Source organism: Bifidobacterium actinocoloniiforme DSM 22766 (assembly GCF_001263395.1).
GTDB classification, from domain to species: domain Bacteria; phylum Actinomycetota; class Actinomycetes; order Actinomycetales; family Bifidobacteriaceae; genus Bombiscardovia; species Bombiscardovia actinocoloniiformis.
Map to the genome: position 1 here is coordinate 1795433 of NZ_CP011786.1, position 17315 is coordinate 1812747.

15 protein-coding genes and 2 tRNA genes are annotated in these 17315 nt (G+C 65.1%); 10 read left to right on the top strand and 7 right to left on the bottom strand.

What is annotated here, in order from left to right; translation table 11 throughout:
- Positions 1-120 precede the first annotated feature (120 nt).
- The 4 genes from rpmF to coaD all read right to left on the bottom strand — a co-directional run bounded on the left by rpmF (position 121) and on the right by coaD (position 2893).
- Positions 121-318 (bottom strand): 50S ribosomal protein L32, encoded by a 198-nt coding sequence (gene rpmF / locus AB656_RS07350; protein WP_033504712.1) that lies wholly within the window; start codon positions 316-318, stop codon positions 121-123.
- A gap of 110 nt (positions 319-428) precedes the next feature.
- On the bottom strand, positions 429-1055 hold the full coding sequence (locus AB656_RS07355) for a YceD family protein (RefSeq protein ID WP_033504713.1): 627 nt from the start codon (positions 1053-1055) through the stop codon (positions 429-431).
- A gap of 88 nt (positions 1056-1143) precedes the next feature.
- A complete protein-coding gene (locus AB656_RS07360; protein ID WP_051905444.1) occupies positions 1144-1965 on the bottom strand; it encodes a hypothetical protein in 822 nt (273 codons plus the stop codon).
- Between the two features lie 436 nt (positions 1966-2401).
- Positions 2402-2893, bottom strand: coding sequence for a pantetheine-phosphate adenylyltransferase (coaD, locus tag AB656_RS07365; protein WP_033504714.1), 492 nt, complete (start codon positions 2891-2893; stop codon positions 2402-2404).
- A gap of 125 nt (positions 2894-3018) precedes the next feature.
- Between coaD and AB656_RS07370 the strand changes: the two genes are divergently transcribed.
- On the top strand, positions 3019-3315 hold the full coding sequence (locus tag AB656_RS07370) for a DUF3039 domain-containing protein (RefSeq protein WP_051905372.1): 297 nt from the start codon (positions 3019-3021) through the stop codon (positions 3313-3315).
- 100 nt (positions 3316-3415) lie between these two features.
- Here AB656_RS07370 and AB656_RS07375 read toward each other — a convergent pair whose 3' ends face one another.
- A complete protein-coding gene (locus tag AB656_RS07375) occupies positions 3416-4426 on the bottom strand; it encodes an aldo/keto reductase (protein WP_033504716.1) in 1011 nt (336 codons plus the stop codon).
- Between the two features lie 175 nt (positions 4427-4601).
- Positions 4602-5936 (bottom strand): nicotinate phosphoribosyltransferase, encoded by a 1335-nt coding sequence (locus AB656_RS07380; protein WP_033504734.1) that lies wholly within the window; start codon positions 5934-5936, stop codon positions 4602-4604.
- Between the two features lie 191 nt (positions 5937-6127).
- On the opposite strand from AB656_RS07380, the gene AB656_RS07385 reads away from it, so the two are divergent.
- The 6 genes from AB656_RS07385 (at position 6128) to AB656_RS07410 (ending at position 12548) form a co-directional block, all read left to right on the top strand.
- Positions 6128-6784 (top strand): Pr6Pr family membrane protein, encoded by a 657-nt coding sequence (locus AB656_RS07385; RefSeq protein WP_033504717.1) that lies wholly within the window; start codon positions 6128-6130, stop codon positions 6782-6784.
- A 106-nt stretch (positions 6785-6890) separates the two neighbouring features.
- The gene (gene rph, locus AB656_RS07390; protein WP_051905370.1) at positions 6891-7691 is read left to right on the top strand and encodes a ribonuclease PH; all 801 of its coding nucleotides are present in this window, start codon (positions 6891-6893) and stop codon (positions 7689-7691) included.
- A gap of 63 nt (positions 7692-7754) precedes the next feature.
- Complete coding sequence (locus AB656_RS07395; RefSeq protein ID WP_051905443.1) at positions 7755-8399, top strand: non-canonical purine NTP pyrophosphatase; 645 nt, start codon at positions 7755-7757, stop codon at positions 8397-8399.
- A gap of 437 nt (positions 8400-8836) precedes the next feature.
- Positions 8837-11512 (top strand): Ig-like domain-containing protein, encoded by a 2676-nt coding sequence (locus tag AB656_RS07980; protein WP_033504719.1) that lies wholly within the window; start codon positions 8837-8839, stop codon positions 11510-11512.
- 114 nt (positions 11513-11626) lie between these two features.
- Positions 11627-11708: transfer RNA gene (locus AB656_RS07405), tRNA-Leu, on the top strand.
- 246 nt (positions 11709-11954) lie between these two features.
- Positions 11955-12548, top strand: a complete 594-nt coding sequence (locus AB656_RS07410; RefSeq protein ID WP_033504720.1) for a hypothetical protein — start codon at positions 11955-11957, stop codon at positions 12546-12548.
- A 20-nt stretch (positions 12549-12568) separates the two neighbouring features.
- Here the strand turns inward: AB656_RS07410 and AB656_RS07415 are convergent.
- Positions 12569-12641 (bottom strand) — tRNA-Thr (locus AB656_RS07415).
- A 143-nt stretch (positions 12642-12784) separates the two neighbouring features.
- Between AB656_RS07415 and AB656_RS07420 the strand changes: the two genes are divergently transcribed.
- The 3 genes from AB656_RS07420 to pgi all read left to right on the top strand — a co-directional run bounded on the left by AB656_RS07420 (position 12785) and on the right by pgi (position 17182).
- A complete protein-coding gene (locus AB656_RS07420) occupies positions 12785-13909 on the top strand; it encodes a mannose-1-phosphate guanylyltransferase (protein WP_033504721.1) in 1125 nt (374 codons plus the stop codon).
- Between the two features lie 93 nt (positions 13910-14002).
- Positions 14003-15313, top strand: coding sequence for a hypothetical protein (locus tag AB656_RS07425; protein WP_033504722.1), 1311 nt, complete (start codon positions 14003-14005; stop codon positions 15311-15313).
- A gap of 174 nt (positions 15314-15487) precedes the next feature.
- Complete coding sequence (pgi, locus tag AB656_RS07430; protein ID WP_033504723.1) at positions 15488-17182, top strand: glucose-6-phosphate isomerase; 1695 nt, start codon at positions 15488-15490, stop codon at positions 17180-17182.
- The last annotated feature ends 133 nt before the right edge of the window (positions 17183-17315 follow it).

Sequence of the window (17315 nt, forward strand, 5' to 3'; positions counted from 1 at the left end):
GGGCGTTGTATCAATCCAAGTACGTTAATCCGAATATCAAAGGGCCCCGCCACCCGTCGATGGCAGGGCCCCGTATGATGCCGCCAGCGGCCGGATCACCGGCCTGTGACGGGTTCGCGCTCACTTGGCGGCGAACTTGGAACGCATAGCATCCTTGTAGACGCGGCCGCGGAAGGTGCCGCAGGAGGGGCAAGCCATGTGCGGCAGGGTCGGGGCCCCGCAGTTGGGGCAGGCGACCGTGCTCGCGGCCTGGGTCTTCCAGTTGGCGCGGCGCGAATGCGTGTTAGCGCGCGAAGTCTTGTACTTTGGCAGTGCCATTGTCTTCCTCTGTTCCGATCGAAACTACATTGAGCTTAAGCCTAGAGCAGTCTAGCGCATACCCTACCCAAAAGCCAAGCGGCCGGACAAGCGCTGGAGGCCCGCCGGGGTTATTCGGCCGCTGGGCCAGCCTGCCGGCCTTGAGCCTCGCGCTCCAGCCGGGCCTTGAACGAGGTCAGGGCGGCGAAACGATCGTCGCTCACCTCGTGGTGGTGGTCAGGGTGCTCGTTCAGGTTCACGCCGCACTGGGGGCACAAGCCCCGGCAATCCGGCTTGCACAGGGCCTTGAAGGGCAGGGCCTCCACCAGGTTGTCGCGCAGGAGGGCTTCGATGTCCGTCACCGTGCCCGAATCCGCCAAGGGGTAGGTGTTGCCGTCGTCGGCTTCCTCCTCGCCGGCCACGATCTCCACTTCGCCCTGGAGCTGACGCTGCTCGCGCGGGTCCTCGAAGGGGAAGAAGGCCACGACGTCCAACTCGCGTGGGCCGGAGAGCGGCTTGAGGCAGCGGGTGCACTCGGCGTGCACGGGGGCGCTGAGGCGGGCGTTCAGAATCAGTCCGTCCACGATCGAATCCATGCTGCCGGACAAGTGGACCGGTTCGCCCTCGGTCACGCCTACGATGGCATCGCCGATGCCACTGGGGGCGGGGAAATCAGCGTCAATCGGCTTGCTCTGCCCGGCTCGCTGGGCCACTTGCGCCACTGGTATAGCCCAGGGTGAGTCTGCTGCTCTCGTCATATCAGTGTTCGTCTCCTTTAGCCTTCATGTGCCGCGCCCGGGCGGCCACCTGGTGCTGCCGGGGCCTGCTTGGTCCGCCAAGGCCTGCTTATTGGTCGGAATGCTGATCGGGGTTCTGGTCGGAGTAAGACCCCTCCAGCTTGGAGGCGGCCTCGCGTTCGCGTTCGCGCAGCACTTCGACGCCTGCCTGCACGTCTTGCTGGTAACGCTCCAGTTGGGAGGCCAACGCTTCCATCACCTTGGACGAATACTGGTTGGCCCCCTGGACGAGCTTATCGCTCTGGGCTTGAGCCTTATCGAGGATGACCTGGGCCTTGCGCTGGGCGATCGCGACCACGTTCTCCTGGCCGGCCAGGAATTCGGCCTGCTTCCCGGCCTCTTTGACTACGTCCGCCGCCCGGCTTTGCGCCTCCGAGATGATGGCGTTGGCTTGGGTCTGGGCCCCGTCCAAGCGGCGCTCGGACTCGCGCATCAAGGCCGAGGCGCGTTCCAACTGCACTGGGAGCATCTTCTTCAGGTCCGCCAGGGCCCCCAGGAACTCCTCGCGGTCCACCTTGGCCACGGAGGGGGTGAAGACCGAGGACTTGGCCTCCTCAAGGAGGTTCTCCATCTTGTCGATGATGTCGTAGACGGTCGTGAACTCGGCCCTGGATGTGGGGGAGGCGGCGGATGCGGTCTCGTTCTCACGCAGGTCAGGCATGGCCTGCAACTCACGGGAAGCAAGCGATCCCTCCGCTGCTGCGGGTTTGCGCTTGGATGCCTTGCCTGCGTCGGCCGCGGATGCCGATGACGCGGCGAAGGCCGCTGAAGGCGTGGACGCTGCGGTGTGGATGTCGGTGTTGGTGGCGTCGTCCGAGTCAGAGGCGTCGGCTCCTGAGTCCGGCTCGACCTGTGGGGAGGCGGCGGGCATGGCGGCCGAGGACGTGGAGGACGCGAAAGTCACGGAAGCCGCGGGCAGGGAGGGACTGGTAGGTGTTGGGCGCTGTCGGTTCCGCCGGGCCTTGGCGGCCGCGACGGTCCCAGTGCCGGTCATGAAGCCGGGCAGGGACCCTGTCATGGCTGGGCCGCCGGAATTGGCCGCCACTGGGGTCGGGCTCCCTTTCTCGGAAGCCTTGGCTGCGGGGAGCGAAGCGCCTGGCTCCTGGGCCTTGACCCTGCTGGGCACTGCGGTCGAGGAGTTGGTGCTGTCGTCCTCAGCGATCAGCCTGCGCGCGCGTCCGCTGGCCTGGATGGGCATATCGGCAACGGAATCGGCCGGCTTGAAGCGGGCGTTCGGGTCCGCGTCGGCTTTGGTGGCCTGGCCTTCCGGCTCGCCGCTACGCTTGTTGCCTGTGCCTTCCGTCATGTCAGCTCTTTCCCTTGTTCATCGCCATTTGCAGTTTGCCGATCACGTTGTCCGGCACCATGCCCTCTATGTCGCCCCCGTGCCGGGCCACGTCCTTCACAATCGTGCTGGATATGTGTTCGCGCAAGGGGTCGGCCGGCAGGAAGAGGGTTTCCACGTCGGAGAGCTTGCGGTTCACTAGCGCCATGCCCAGCTCAGCCTCGTAATCGCCGTTCTGCCGCAGCCCCTTGACGATCACCGTGGCCCCCACCTGCTTGCAGTAGTCGATGATCAATCCGTCCGTGGATGCCACCTTGATGTTGGAGTAGCCGTCCGCCGCCAGCGCCTCCTGGACCATGCCCACGCGCTCCGCCTCCGAGAAGAGGGGCGTTTTGGCCATGTTGACCGCCACCACCACATGGACCTCCTCGAAGAAGGAGGCGCAGCGCTCGATCACGTCAAGATGTCCAGAGGTCACGGGGTCGTAGGACCCAGGGCACACAGCTATAGTCATGCCTTCAAGCCTACCGCGCGTCCCGGAAACCAACCACTCGCGTGTAGCTGCCCGCTGGCCCAGCGCTCTGCGGCGATGAGGTGGTGAGGGTTGACTGGGTCGGTATGATGGGGGGTATGGAGACGATGACTTGGGATTGGACGGACGAGGACGCGCCGGCGGGCAGCCCTGAGGAGGGCCGCGGGACGGCCCTGCTGGAGCGGCCTGAGACGCGCGAAGAGACGCAGCGGAGCGACACCGGCGACGCCGACCGTTACTCCCACTATGTGTCGGCGGATAAGATCGCTGAATCCAAGTTGACCGGGCGGCCGGTGGTGGCCCTGTGCGGCAAGGTATGGGTGCCTAAGCACGACCCCTCGCGCTACCCGGTGTGCCCGGACTGCAAGCGCATCTACGAGCAGATGAAGCAGGGCGGGTTCTAAGCGGGCAAAGCCCGTGGCAGGGCGACGAACCCCCGTGGTGGCCAGGAGCGGCCGCTGCGGGGGTTCGTCGCTAGTGGGGCGAAGCGCTTTTCGCGGGCGCCTAGCCCAGGCTGGCCCGGTCGATGGCTGCCAGCTCCTCTGCGGTGAAGGAGGTGTTGGACAGGGCGCCGATGTTGTCGAGGATTTGCTGGGACTTGGAGGCGCCGATCAGCACCGAAGTGACGCTGTCGTCGCGCAGGATCCAGGCCAGGGCCATTTCGGCCAGGGTTTGCCCGCGTTCGCCGGCCAGGCGGTTCAACTCGCGTATCTGCGCCAACCGGCCCTCGGTCAGGGCATCGGACTTCAGGAACCGTCCGTCCACTTTGATGCGGGAGTCGGCCGGGATGCCTTGCAGGTAGCGGTCGGTCAGGAGCCCTTGGGCCAAGGGGCTGAAGGTGATGAGCCCCTTGCCCAGTCGGCTGGCCGCGTCTTTGAGCCCGTTCCTCTCGACGGTGCGGTCGAAGATCGAATAGCGGTTCTGGCAGATGATGAAGGGGCAGTGCAATTCGTTCAGGATGGTCGTGGCGCGTTCCAAGGCGGGGCCGTCGTAGTTGGACAGTCCCACGTACAGGGCCTTGCCGGAGCTCACCGCCTGGGCCAGGGCGCCCATGGTCTCCTCCAGCGGGGTGTTCGGGTCGGGGCGGTGATGGTAGAAGATGTCGACATAGTCCAAGCCCAGGCGCTCCAGACTCTGGTCCAGGCTGGAGAGCAGGTATTTGCGGCTGCCCCAGTCGCCGTAGGGCCCCGGCCACATCAGGTAGCCGGCCTTGGTGGAGATGACGAGTTCATCGCGATGGCCGGCGAAGTCGTGGGACAGGATCTCACCGGCGTGGCGCTCGGCGGCACCCGGTTGCGGACCGTAGTTGTTGGCCAGGTCAAAGTGGGTGATGCCGTGGTCGAAGGCCGTGAAGAGCATGGATTTCATATGCTCCACAGGCGTCAAATCGCCGAAATTGTGCCACAGGCCCAGGGAGACGGCGGGCAGTCTGAGGCCGCTGGTCCCGCAACGCCTATAGGACATCGACTCGTAGCGATCCGGCGCGGGTATGTATTGCTTGGCGCACTCGTCCATCATGTTTCCTTTCCAGCGGGGGACGGTCCCTCGCTTATGAGCGTTCGATACGTGTTCGTTACAGGTGCGGCTGACGGTCGGGGCTTGTGCCGCGCGTGCGCGGCCAGCGGCCCGGAGCGCTGAGCCTGGGATCTAGGAGCCCCTGCTTGGCGGCGCCTGCCCTCCGCCGGTTGCGCTATCCCAAACTTTGGGTGAGCGTGGGAATGACCGGCTCGTCTTTCATCAGGCTCATGGCCGCGATCGGCAGCTCAGCCAGGCTGGCGGCCCGCCGGTCCCTGGCCCGCAGCAGGGCCTCGCGCCCCACAAAGTCCGGGTTCGTCTCGCCGTCCTCCATATACGTGTCCAGCAGGTTCCGCCAGCCCTCGGGGGGCTGGAAAGCGTCCAGGGCCTCCTCACCCCCGGCCACGACCTGCTCGCTGACGGCCCGGCCGTCCTCCAAGGCGCGGAAGGCCAGCTTGCGACCGGGCATCGAGGCCTTGCCGACGGACCTCTTGGCCACGGGGACCATCGAACCGTCCGCCCCCTCACGCTCCACCAACTTGTAGACCATCGCACAGGTGGGCGCGCCCGAGCCGGTGACCAGCTGCGTGCCCACGCCGTAGGAGTCGACCGGCGCGGTCTTCAGGGCCGCGATTGCGTACTCATCCAAGTCGTTGGTCACCGTGATAGTGGCCTTGCGGGCTCCCAGGGAGTCCAGCAGGGCGCGCACCTGCTGGGCCAGGGAGGCCAAGTCGCCCGAATCCAGCCGCACGCCGCCCAGATCGGGACCGGCCAGTTCGACCGCGGTTTGGACGGCCTCGCGCACCGAGTAGGTGTCGGTCAGCAGGGTGGTGCCCTTGCCGAGAGCTTGGATTTGCGAGGCGAAGGCGTCGCGCTCGCTGTCGTGCAGGAGGGTGAAGCAGTGGGCGGCGGTACCGATGGCCGGTAGGTCGTAGAGCTTGGCCGCTTGCAGGTTGGAGGTGCCCTGGAATCCGCCGACGATCGCTGAGCGGGCCGCTGAGACCGCCGCCCACTCGTTGGCCCGGCGGGCGCCCATGTCCATGCAGGGGCGGCCCTCGGCCACGGAGACCATGCGGGAGGCGGCCGAAGCCACGGCCGAATCGTAGTTCAAGGTGGACAGAATCAGCGTCTCCAGGAGGGTGCACTGCGCGAATGTGCCCTCGACTTGGAGGATGGGGGAGTCCGGGAAGAAGGTCTCGCCCTCTCGGTAGCCACGGATGGAGCCGGAGAACCGGTAGTCCTCCAACCAGCGCAGCGTGGGCGGGCTGACGATATGGCGGTCAGACAGGAAGCGCAGGTCGTCCTCGCTGGGGTGGAAAGCGTCGATGGACTCCATCAGCCGGCCCGCCCCCGCAGCGACCCCGTAGCGCCGTCCCAGGGGCAGGTGACGGGTGTAGACCTCGAAGACGCAGCGCCGGTCGGCCGTGCCGTCCTGCAAGGCCGCGTCCAGCATCGTGTACTCGTACATGTCCGTCAACAAAGCGGTGGGCGCACCGGCCCCCGGGCACATGCTCATGACTCGCTCGTTCCTGCGCGCCCCGCGCGAGAGCTGCCGGACCGGCCCTGTCGAGGCGCGCCGCCCAGGGCTCCGGCCGTTCATGCACCAGCTTAGCTTTCAGGCCAGATAGGGCCTGCCGGCTCCGCCCACCTGCGCCGTCAGGTGCGCGTCGCTTGCCAAGGCGTCGCTCTAAGCTGGGCGTTATGAGATTCCTGGCCTCGTTCTACAGGCTCGCCCTGGCCGCTTTCGCGCTCGCAGCTAGCTACCAAGGCTGGCTCAAAGGCATGGGCAGGGCTTGGACGCCCCTGGATTTCCAAGCCTGCTTGGTGCTGGCCTTCGTCATGCTCTGGGCCGGGGCCGCGAGCCTGCTCAAGGGTGTCGAGCCGCCGGCCTGGCTCAAGGGCTTCGCCATTCTGTACTCACTGATTGGAGCCCTGGCCGCGTGGGCCATGGAAGGTTCCGCCGGACTGGGTTCGGGTCCGCGAGTCTGGGGGGTCCCTGTGGGCTTGATGACCCGGGTCCTGATACCGGTTATGGCCGCCCTGGATTTCCTCCTGTTCGACCCCCACAGGCGCTTCTCCTGGCATTATCCCCTCTCCTGGATGGCCTACTTGCCCTGCTATCTTGCCTTCGTGCTGGTGCGGGCCGCGATTTGGCCGGGTTCCGGCTCAGGCACAGGTCCGAACGCCCTCGCCACCCCTTACCCCTATCCGGGTTTGGATTTGAGGGCCTTGGGCTGGGCGCGGCTGACCGTCAACGCGGCCGAATACCTCTTAGTCTGCTTCGCGCTCGCCTTGTGCCTCTTCCTGGTGGATCGCATCTTGCCCAGGCGTACGGGCTTGAGCGTGGGCGGAGCCTAGGGCTCAGGCCTGCCTGTATGAGTTAGAGTAAAACGTGGGCGCTTCAGGAAGCAGGGGCGCGTATGAGCTCCGGGCCCAAGCGGCGGTCGGGGAAAGGCGGTTTCAGATGGCGGCTATAGCGGACATGATCGCGCAGGGCACCGTGGTGCGGCCCGACGGGCGGGCTGCGGACCAGCTGCGGCCTGTGCGGATCACGCGCGGATGGACCCAGGCGCCCGAGGGGTCGGTCCTGATCGAGTGCGGCGGCACGCGGGTGCTGTGCACGGCCTCTTTCACTCCCAGCCTGCCCCGCTGGCGCAAGGAGTCCGGCCTGGGCTGGGTGACCGCTGAGTACGCGATGCTGCCTAGGGCCACGTCTGAACGCACCGCGCGCGAGTCGGTGCGCGGCAAGGTGGGCGGTCGCACCCAGGAGATTTCCCGCCTGATCGGGCGCTGCCTGCGCGGGGTGGTGAACATGAAGGCCCTTGGAGAGAATCAGATTCAGATCGACTGCGACGTGCTTCAGGCCGACGGCGGCACCCGCACCGCGTCGGTCACCGGGGCTTGGATCGCTTTGGCCGACGCGCTCAAGTGGGCCGAACGCCATAAGCACATCAAGAACGCCGAACGCGCCCTGACCGGGCAGGTGTCCGCCGTGTCGGTCGGCGTGATCGATGGGCGGCCCATGCTGGACCTGCCCTATGTGGAGGACAGCCGGGCCATGACCGACATGAACGTGGCCATGACCGGTGAAGGGGACTTCATCGAGATTCAGGGCACGGCCGAGCACCGCCCCTTCAACCGCCAGGAGCTGGGGACCTTGCTGGACCTTGCCACCAAGGGCAACAAGACCCTGCAGACCCTCCAGCGCCGGGCCTTGGAAGCGGAGCCCGGGCAGATGGTCGGCTCGACCGGGGCGGAGGCATGAGCCGTGACCGCGCCAAGCGGACGGGTGGTCGTCGCCACCCATAACGAGGGTAAGCTCATCGAGATGCGCGCCATCCTCCAAGCCAGCCTGGGGGAGCTGGGGGGTGGGCGGTCCGTGCTTCCGGACCTGAAGCTGGTCTCAGCCGGACGACTCGGGCTGCCGGACCCCGCCGAGACCGGCGTGACATTTGAGCAGAACGCGCTGATTAAGGCCAAGGATGTGGCCCGCCGCACCGGCCTGCCCGCCCTGGCTGACGACTCAGGCCTGGTGGTGGATGTGATGGGCGCGGCTCCCGGCATCCTTTCGGCCCGCTGGTCCGGCGTCCACGGCGATGATAAGGCGAACGTCCGCCTCCTGTTGGCCCAGATCCACGATCTGCCGGTCAGCGAGCTGGGAGCCCGGTTCGTCACCGCCGCTGCCCTGGTCCTGCCGCCAGGCGTGGGGCGTCAAGATGCGGCCGGCCGCCAGGGCCCTACTGAGTTCATTCGCACCGGCCGCATGGAAGGGCATCTGATTCACGAGCCCCGGGGAGAGCAAGGATTCGGCTACGACCCGATTTTCGTGCCCGACAATCAGCCTGAGCGCGCGCGTGAAGCCGGCCTGGAGCTCACCTCTGCCCAGCTGACGCCGGAAGAGAAAAACGCCATCTCCCACAGGGGCAAGGCTCTGAAAGCCATCATGCCCATCCTGATTGAGTCCCTGGCCTGAGAGCCGGCTGAGAGAACACCGCGACTGCTAGGGGAGGCCCCTGCATGCCCACTATGCGCGCTCACAATGTTCGGGGCACTTATCATTCAGCTGATATGGTCAATGTTTACCATTTCACACAAGGTGGCGTTGAGGCCTTGTATTCTCAGTGAAATTTTTTGATTTTGCTGACTTTATGAGGATTTTCTCAAAAAATATACTTGATAAAATGAATTGTTTGTGCTTACCTGTTCCCCACTGTCCGATGGTGGCCCTGCCACTGTAAGGATGGAGGCGGATGCAGGTGGAAGGCATCGCTGGAGGTGAGTCCGCCGCTGCAGTGAGTAACCAACGAGGGCAAGATGGTGCACCCGTGATTAGCCTCCAGATGCGGATGACAGGTGAGCATGAGCATATGTAGGAAGCGGTTGGGTTTGACGCTGACTATGGCGGCGACGATGGGAATGGCGATGATCCTGGTGGTCTTGGCTGTGCTCGCACCGCACTCCCATGCCACGCCAACATCTCAAGGGGATGACCTGGCTGCGGTGCCTGTGGACCCTAAACCACGGTTATACAAGATGCTGGCTTACAACAACCGCATCGATACACTAAACGATGAGCTTCGCATGGACTTCGTGCTGCGCGTCCAGCACGGACAGGTCGACACGAACTGCGTGCCCGCGGGCACATCAGACCTTGGCGATCGGTGCGGCCTTTCCTTCCTCTACTCATACAGTTCGGTGGGCGACAGACCAGCCCAGTATTACAGGTCCACCTACCTGAACACCCAAGGCAAGACCGGCGCCACCCGCTGGGCAACTAATATCGACTCCTACTTCACGATCCATAACGTGCTGAGCTCGGGCAATTATGACTACCTTACGATCTCGTTGGAAGCCGACATCGGCTACCCGGACAGTAACGTTTCCCCCGACTATGATGCTGCCGCAAAGGAAAAAGTGAGCTACAAACAGCCGGGCGGCGCCAAGCTCAACCAGTATGTCTACGCGATCGCAGGCAAGGGGACCGCGCACTGGGAATTGGGTAACGCGCCATTTATGGACGCTCGTACGAAGCTCGACCCCCGTTACGCTACTAACATCACCGCCGACTTCCCGGCTTACGTGTACACCCCCTACTGTCTGGCTGGCAGCATTGGTGGCGCCTGCAATGGGCCCATGTCGTTCATCGGCTGGGATGCTAATCCGCTCCTGTGGAGCGGGGGCCAGGCCAACTGGGGTATGGTGACCGACCACGGCTTCTCCGGGCGCAGCGAACCCGCAGGTGTCGCCCCGGCCAAGTCCTTTTTCGTCTACTGGTACAATCCCGCCTACGGCATGATTTCCAACGGCATGCCCTTCCCATGCTCAGTCAACACATCCTTCTATTATCAGTGGATTGGACTTAAGGACGGGAGCGAGTGGGTGCCGGTCTCGGCGCTGACCCCTAACCGGCAGCTGGCGAAAGGGCAGAAGGCAGTGGGCCCCGGCGTGCCGCCCCCCGGGTTGAATGAAGGCGCCGCCTACAACGCGCCTAAGTCCGGCTACAACCTGATTGCGCCCGGGCCTAGCGACGGTTCCGAATCCGCCCAGCGCCCCGACGGCTCGATCGACTTCGCTAAGGCTAAGCTGGCCGACGGGCTGGACGGCTACTTCAAACTGGTCACTTGGCCAGTGACGACCAATGCCAACGGCAGCACCGACGGCTGCGTCACCGATATCAACCGTGACGCCTACAATCCCGAGGCTGGCATCAGCGCCGGCATGGACCAGGCGATGATCGCCGAACGTATCGATAAGGGTTGGACCGTCGGCACGGCCTTCTACCGCTACGAGCTGCCCAAGCCCAGCCGCCCGGTAATCGACGCGCCCGCCGACGGCAGCTACCAGGACGGATTGACCCCGTCCATCTCCGGCAGCGGCAGTCCCGGCCAGCGGGTCACCCTCTTCGCAGAGGACGCCACTCACCCGATCGCGGCCGCCGACAGCGACAGCAAGGCCAGCCGTGGTTTCGAGTTGGGGTCGGCGATTGTCGGCCCGGATGGGCGCTGGACGGTCCATGACGCCAACGGGACCCCCGAGCCCAACAAGCCGGGCGGCTCCCGCCGTTACCATGCTTGGCAAACGGAGCTTCAGTCCGGCTACGAGCTGACCTCTGACTTCTCAAACATCCTGAGCCTGAACTTCCTGGCCGGTGAGGACCCGGCGCCGAGCGTGAAGTCGGTGAGCGTGCCGCACTCCCTAGGTGGGGCCCTGCCGGATGGAGCCGCGGTGAAGGTGGTGGGGGCAGTGAACCCGGTGAATCCCGGGGGCGAGCTTACCCTCTACGCCAGGCCGACGGACCGAGGCGCGAGTGGTGCCGGTGGAACCGGTGCCGCGCGTGGCTCTGGTGCTAGTGGAGACGCCACCGGGGCGGGCTCCAAGGCTACCGCTTCGGGTGCTTCCGCTCGTGCAGCTGCTGTACCTAGGGCTATACCTTCTTCCGGGGTTGGGTCTGCATCCACCGTCGTGCCGACTGAGGCCGCCGCTCCAGCCGGCGCCCTGCCTGACGAGGGTCTGGTTTACAAGCGCAGCGACCTGCCCGTAGGGCCAATGGACTGGCAGGCCCAGGTGGATCCCCAGCTCTTCCTGGACGTCCGGCCTGCAGACGGGCGTGGCCTATACTACGACTTCGTGGTCGTGCTGACCAACAAGGCCGGCAAGCAGATTTCGTCCACGTCCTGGACGCAGCTGGTGGACATGGAAGCCCCAGACCCCGGCGTGTCCGGCGTCCGAGCCGGTAACCTGAACGGCCGCGCGGTCAGCGGCCGGGACCGGATTGGCGAGGAGGGCGTCAGCATCCGCGTCTCCTGGCCAGACGGTACTAGCGCCACCTCCACCTCCGGCCCCGACGGAGCCTGGAGCCTGCCCCTGCCCGCCTCGGCCTCCTCCGGCCAGGCGAGCGCGAGCGCCGTGGACGCTGCTGGCAACGAGTCGGCCCCGCAGGACTTTCAACTCGATGACGCTACCAACGTGGGCACTTTGCCCTTGGCAGGAGGCCATGGTTGGATGGTGTATGTCGGCCTGCTGCTGGCCTTCATGGGCGCTATGGGCGTCCGTGGCCTGCTGCAACGGCGGGCTGGCGTCCGGTAAGCGCGGTTCTGCGGCGATTGGCGGATGCGCGCCCTGCTCTTGGCTGGTTCGTGCCGTCGCCGTCGGGCTCAGGCCTAGGGCCGTGCTAAATTATGTGAGCGGGCTGACGCACAAGCGTACGTGGCGGAATCGGTAGACGCGCAGGATTTAGGTTCCTGTGACTTCGGTCGTAGGGGTTCAAGTCCCCTCGTGCGCACTGGCTGAATCGTGTCGGCTGCGGCATTGGAACGGCACGTTCCTTCTACGCTGCTGCCGTCCAGGAAAGTGATGATTCCAGGCCCGGAGCGCCTTGAACGGCATCAATGGTCAGTGCCTGCTTTTTTCGGAATCTCCCGCGTTGAGCGTGTTGTCCCCAACTCCAAATTCTTCATCCTGTGGTAAAAGTGTCTTCAGGGGGGGTGAGAAGCATGAAAGAGCTATGCATGTTGGAGGAGAAGCGGATATGGATTTCTTCGCTTGGCAAGGCTGGGGGGCCGTCGAAGCCATAGCGACTGTCGTGGCTATGGCCAGCGTCGTGGTAGCGCTGATGACATACCGGGATGACCGCAAGCGGGCCCGGGACGAAAAAATCAATCAGGAAAAAGACCGCAGGCAAAAGGCCGCTTGGGTCACGGCTTGGGCCGCGAAACACGACGGAGCCAACGGGGTCATCATCGAGAATGATTCCGCCCATTTCATCGCGGATGTGCAGATAGACGTTTGCGGTCACTGGAGTGTGTGGCCGCAGAAGGCCCATGACACGAAAAGCGCGAGAACGCTGCCTGGAAAGGCTTCCACGTGGTCGGTCATCCCTCCGGGATTCTGGCAGGTCCAACCTGACGTGAAATATCCTTCCAGCCATCCGGTGCCGGTAACCCTCGGTTTGGGGGAGGGCGAATGGGTTCCGAATTATGGGGACAGCGCACTGTACGTGAGCAGATTGGCCTATACCGATTACAAGGGCGATCGCTGGGAGCGACGCATAGCCGAGAGCGGTAACTGCTTGGTGCTTGGGCAGCCGGTGCAGGTGAAGGATTTGCGGGAAAGCAAGGAATAAACGACGAACCTGCGATGAAGAGCCACTTGACAGAATCGAACTGTCGACCTTCTCATTACGAGTGAGACGCTCTGCCAACTGAGCTAAAGTGGCCTGCTGCCTGGGTCCGGCCGCACATGCCGCCGAGCTCAAGAGACAACATTGAAAATTGTAGCGGGTGGGCTCGATTTGTCCAGTTAGCGCAGATCGGCGGGTTGAACCGGCGCCTGTACGTGTCCCTTGCGAGAATGGGGCCTATGAGTACGGACGATTTCTACGCGATCATCCCCGCCGGGGGAGTGGGCACCAGGCTATGGCCGCTGAGCCGGCGGTCGAGGCCCAAGTTCCTGTTCGACCTGCCGGGCCAGGGGCGGACCATGATCCAGGCTACTTTCGACCGGCTTTCGGCCATCTGCGGCGATGACCATGTGGCCGTCTCGACCGGCGCCCAGCACGTCGACGCGGTGCGCACCCAGCTGCCCGAACTGGGGGTGAACGCGGTCTTCGCCGAACCGGTGCCGCGCGACTCCACCGCCGCCATCGCCCTGGCTACCGCCGTCCTGGCCAAGCGCCACGGCGACCATATCGTCGTGGGCTCCTTCGCCGCCGACCATGTGATCCGGGACGATGGGGCCTTCGCTATGTCGGTGCGCCAGGCGGTGGCCGCCGCCCGGGCCGGATACGTGGCCACCATCGGTATTGCGGCCTCCCGTCCTTCCACAGCTTTCGGTTACATCCATCAGGGGCGCTCCCTGGCCGACCGGGTGCCCGACGCGCCGGACGCCCGCCTGGTCAGCGAGTTCGTGGAGAAACCCGACGCCGCCACCGCCCAGGCCTACCTGGCGACGGGGGAATACCGCTGGAATGCGGGCATGTTCGTGATGAGGGCCGATGTGGTACTGGATTGCCTGCGCCGCTACAAGCCCGAGCTTCACCGCTCCGTACTGGCCATCGCCCAGGCTTGGGATGTCAGCCCTGAGGCGCGCGAGCGGGCCATGCGCGAGCACTGGGCGGGCATCGAGAAGATCGCATTCGATTACGCTGTGGCCGAGCCCCTGTCCGTGGCTGGTGGCGTGGCGGTAGTGCCTGGCGGTTTCGGCTGGGACGATATCGGCGACTTCAATTCAGTGGCCGCACTGCTGCCTTCCTCCAACCGGCGGAACATCAAGATTCTTGGCGACCCGGACCGGGTGGTCTATCTCGATTCGGCCGGCGATGTGGTCGTCCCCGACGCTGATCGCACCGTGGCCCTGCTGGGGGTGGACGACATGGTCGTGGTGGACACGTCCGATGCCTTGCTTATCGCCCCCCGCGCCCGCAGCCAAGAGGTCAAGGACATGGTCGCCAAGCTTACCGAGGAAGGGCGGGAGAACATCCTGTAAGGCCTTTCGCGGAAGGGTTCAAGGCGTGAAAAACGGCTCGGTGTGCGCGGGTTACGGTCGCGAGGGGTCTAGGTGGAGCGAGAAGGTAGGGCAATGGGTAAGCCGGTGCGCCCGGAGCGGCGAAAGGTTGAACCGTGGACGCAGGGCCAGGCCGGCGGTTCGGCCGCACAGTCCGCGGTCGCAACCGGCAAGCGGGTGCGCAACCTTCGCGTAGAGGCCTTGCGCCTGGCCGCGATTGTGGGTATCTCCGTCTTCCATGTCTTCACCCCTTGGTTCTTTTGGGCCACCCACCCCTCCATCGCCCCTGGCGCGGTGGGCCTCAATCCAGCGCCAGGCTCCATCTGCCCCTTGGCAGCCGTCGGATGGCCCCTGTGGATTCTGGGTTTAGTGGGGCTGCTGGGCGCTTGGGGCAACCATATTTTTTATATGATTTCCGCGTTTTACCTGGTCCCGGACATGGCGGCGCAGGTGGGCGCGGCTGGTTACTGGCGCAGGCAGTGGAGGGCCTGTCTCCATCGTTGCGCGGTAGTGCTGGCCGCAGTGGTCTTCTACGCCGTGCTTGTGCTGCTTTTCAGCCGTCTGGCGCGCCCGGTGCCCGGGGCTGGCTCCCTGGATTGGATTGGACAGGGGCTTGAGTTCATCTGGCTCTACATGCTCTTCATCCTCTTGGCGCCGTCCTGGGCCTGGCTGGTGCGCCGTTATGGGGGGCGGCGTTGGGCCCAGGCGCTTCTGGCGTTCTTCGCTTTCCTCGTGTACGCGGTGAACTTCTATGTCGCTTTCCTGTCTCAGGGTGACGTAAACCAGCGAGGCCTGCTTGATTGGCGCAAGCAGATGAGCGCCGTCACCTACTTGCTTTCCTTCATGCTGTCCGGTGCCCTGAGCTGTCGGGTCCGCCGCTCGGCCGCGCGGGGCGGGGCCAGCCGCCTGGCGTCCCCTCGGTTCTGGGGCCGCGCTTTGAGCGTCATACTGCTGGCTGCGCTGGCGATCACCGGCGCCCTGGTGTGGGGCAGGCTCCCCGAAGCCCTGTATGACTTGTCGTTCAAATCCACTTCTTTGCTGGCGTTCGCGCTGGCGTTCGCGGCGCTCTTCTGGTGCGCGCTGAGCGGCTCAGTCTCCAGTCCAAGCGGCCGGGATCGGGGCCAGGTCAGGGCGCGGGCCCGTGGTTTCGCGCCGCTGGCGGTGAGCGCTCTGGCTTCCGGCATCTTGGGCTTTTACATCGTGCAGTCCTTGATGTATGGGCTCTGGGACCCCTTCTGCGCCAGGCTTTTGTCCCGGGCCATCCGCACGGGTTCAGTCGCCCTCTTCCTGGTCCTGGGGCTGGTGTTCGGCCTGGGGTTCGTGCTTGTGGCCACGCTCTTTGACCGTCTGGTTCGCAAGCCTTTGCTCGCCAAGTTGGGGTTATGACCAGCGAGGGTCAGGCGGGGCGCGGCGGTGCTCGCGGCGCTTAGGCGGGCTTTGCTTTTTTGTGTTATTTTGTCCCCTTTTGTGAGTAGTTTGGATGATGGCATCAAACCGGTTCGCTCGGCCCATACCCGGGCGGCCAGCAGACGGCATTTCCTGCTATGAAAGGACCTCTCCATGGCCATCAATCCTCCTGTGGACGCCACCCAGACCCCGGCCTGGGCCCAGCTCCAGCAGCACTTCAACGATTTGCAGAGTCAGGGCATCAACCTGCGCCGCTGGTTCGACGACGACCCCGAGCGCACCGCCAAGCTGACTTTCGAGGCCGGCGACCTCCACTTCGATCTGTCGAAGAACCTGATCCAGCCCCAGACCTTGACGCTCCTGGCCCAGCTTGCCAAGGAGGTGCGCCTGGACGAGCGGATCGAGCAAATGTTCACCGGCGTGCACATCAACAACACGGAGGACAGGGCCGTGCTGCACACCGCCCTGCGCCGCCCCGCGTCCGAACAAGGGGAGTTGATCGTGGATGGCCAGGACGTGGTCAAGGATGTGCGTGAGACCCTTCAGCGCATCTACGACTTCGCCGACCAGGTGCGCACCGGCCAGTGGCGCGGCGTGTCGGGCAAGCGGATCGAGACCGTGGTCAACATCGGCATCGGCGGCTCCGACCTGGGCCCGGTCATGGTGTACGAGGCCCTGAAGCCCTACGCGGACGCCGGCATCACCGCCCGCTACATCTCCAACATCGACCCCAACGACTTGGCCGAGAAGACCCGCGACCTGGACCCCGAGACCACCCTGTTCGTGATCGTTTCCAAGACCTTCTCCACGCTGGAGACCCTGACCAACGCCCGCGAGGCCCGCGCCTGGCTCCTGGACCAGCTCCAGGCCAAGCGCGCGATCGACGGTTCCGACGCCTCCCGCGCCCAGGCCGTCAAGCAGCACTTCGTCGCCGTCTCCACCGCCCTGGACAAGGTGGAGGCCTTCGGCATCGACCCGGCCAACGCGTTCGGCTTCTGGAACTGGGTGGGCGGCCGCTACTCGGTCGATTCCGCCGTGGGCACCTCGCTGGCCATCGTCTTCGGCCCCACGCGCTTCGAGGAGTTCCTCAAGGGCTTCCACGCGATCGACACCTACTACCGCACCACGCCGTTCGAGCGCAATGTGGTGGCGCTGATGGGGCTCATGAACGTGTGGTACGTCAACTTCTTCGGGGCTCACTCCCACGCCGTGCTGCCCTACGACCAGTACCTGCACCGCTTCCCGGCCTACCTGCAGCAGCTGACGATGGAGTCCAACGGCAAGTCCGTGCGCTGGGACGGCACTCCCGTCACCACCCAGACCGGCGAGATTTTCTGGGGCGAGCCCGGCACCAACGGACAGCACGCCTTCTACCAGTTGATCCATCAAGGGACCCGTCTGATTCCGGCCGATTTCATCGCTTTCGCCAATACGCCCAACCCGGCCAAGGACGGCGACCAGGATGTGCACGAGCTCTTCCTGGCCAACTACTTCGCTCAGACCAAGGCCCTGGCCTTCGGCAAGACGGCTGACGAGGTACGCTCCGAGGGCACGCCCGAGGCCATCGTCCCGGCTCGTGTGTTCACTGGCAACCGCCCGACGACCTCCATCTTCGGCGAGGCTCTCACCCCATACTCCTTGGGTGAGCTGATCGCCCTGTACGAGCACATCACGCTGACCGAGGGCTCCGTCTGGGGCGTGGACTCCTTCGACCAGTGGGGCGTGGAGCTGGGCAAGAAGCTGGCCCAGGAGATCACCCCGGCCATCTCCAAGGACGATGCGGCCCTGGCGGCCCAGGACCAGTCCACCAAGTCCCTGATCGCCTTCTACCGGGCCCACCGTCACTAAGGCCTCGCGGTGGCCTGAAACTCGCGGGGCGGCGCCGTCGGTCCGCCGTCGCGAGTTTCAGGGGCCACCGCCAAGGAAAGGCGCGAACCCACCGGTTGGGGTCCTGGCGCGGGATCGCGTGCGCGGGGTCCGG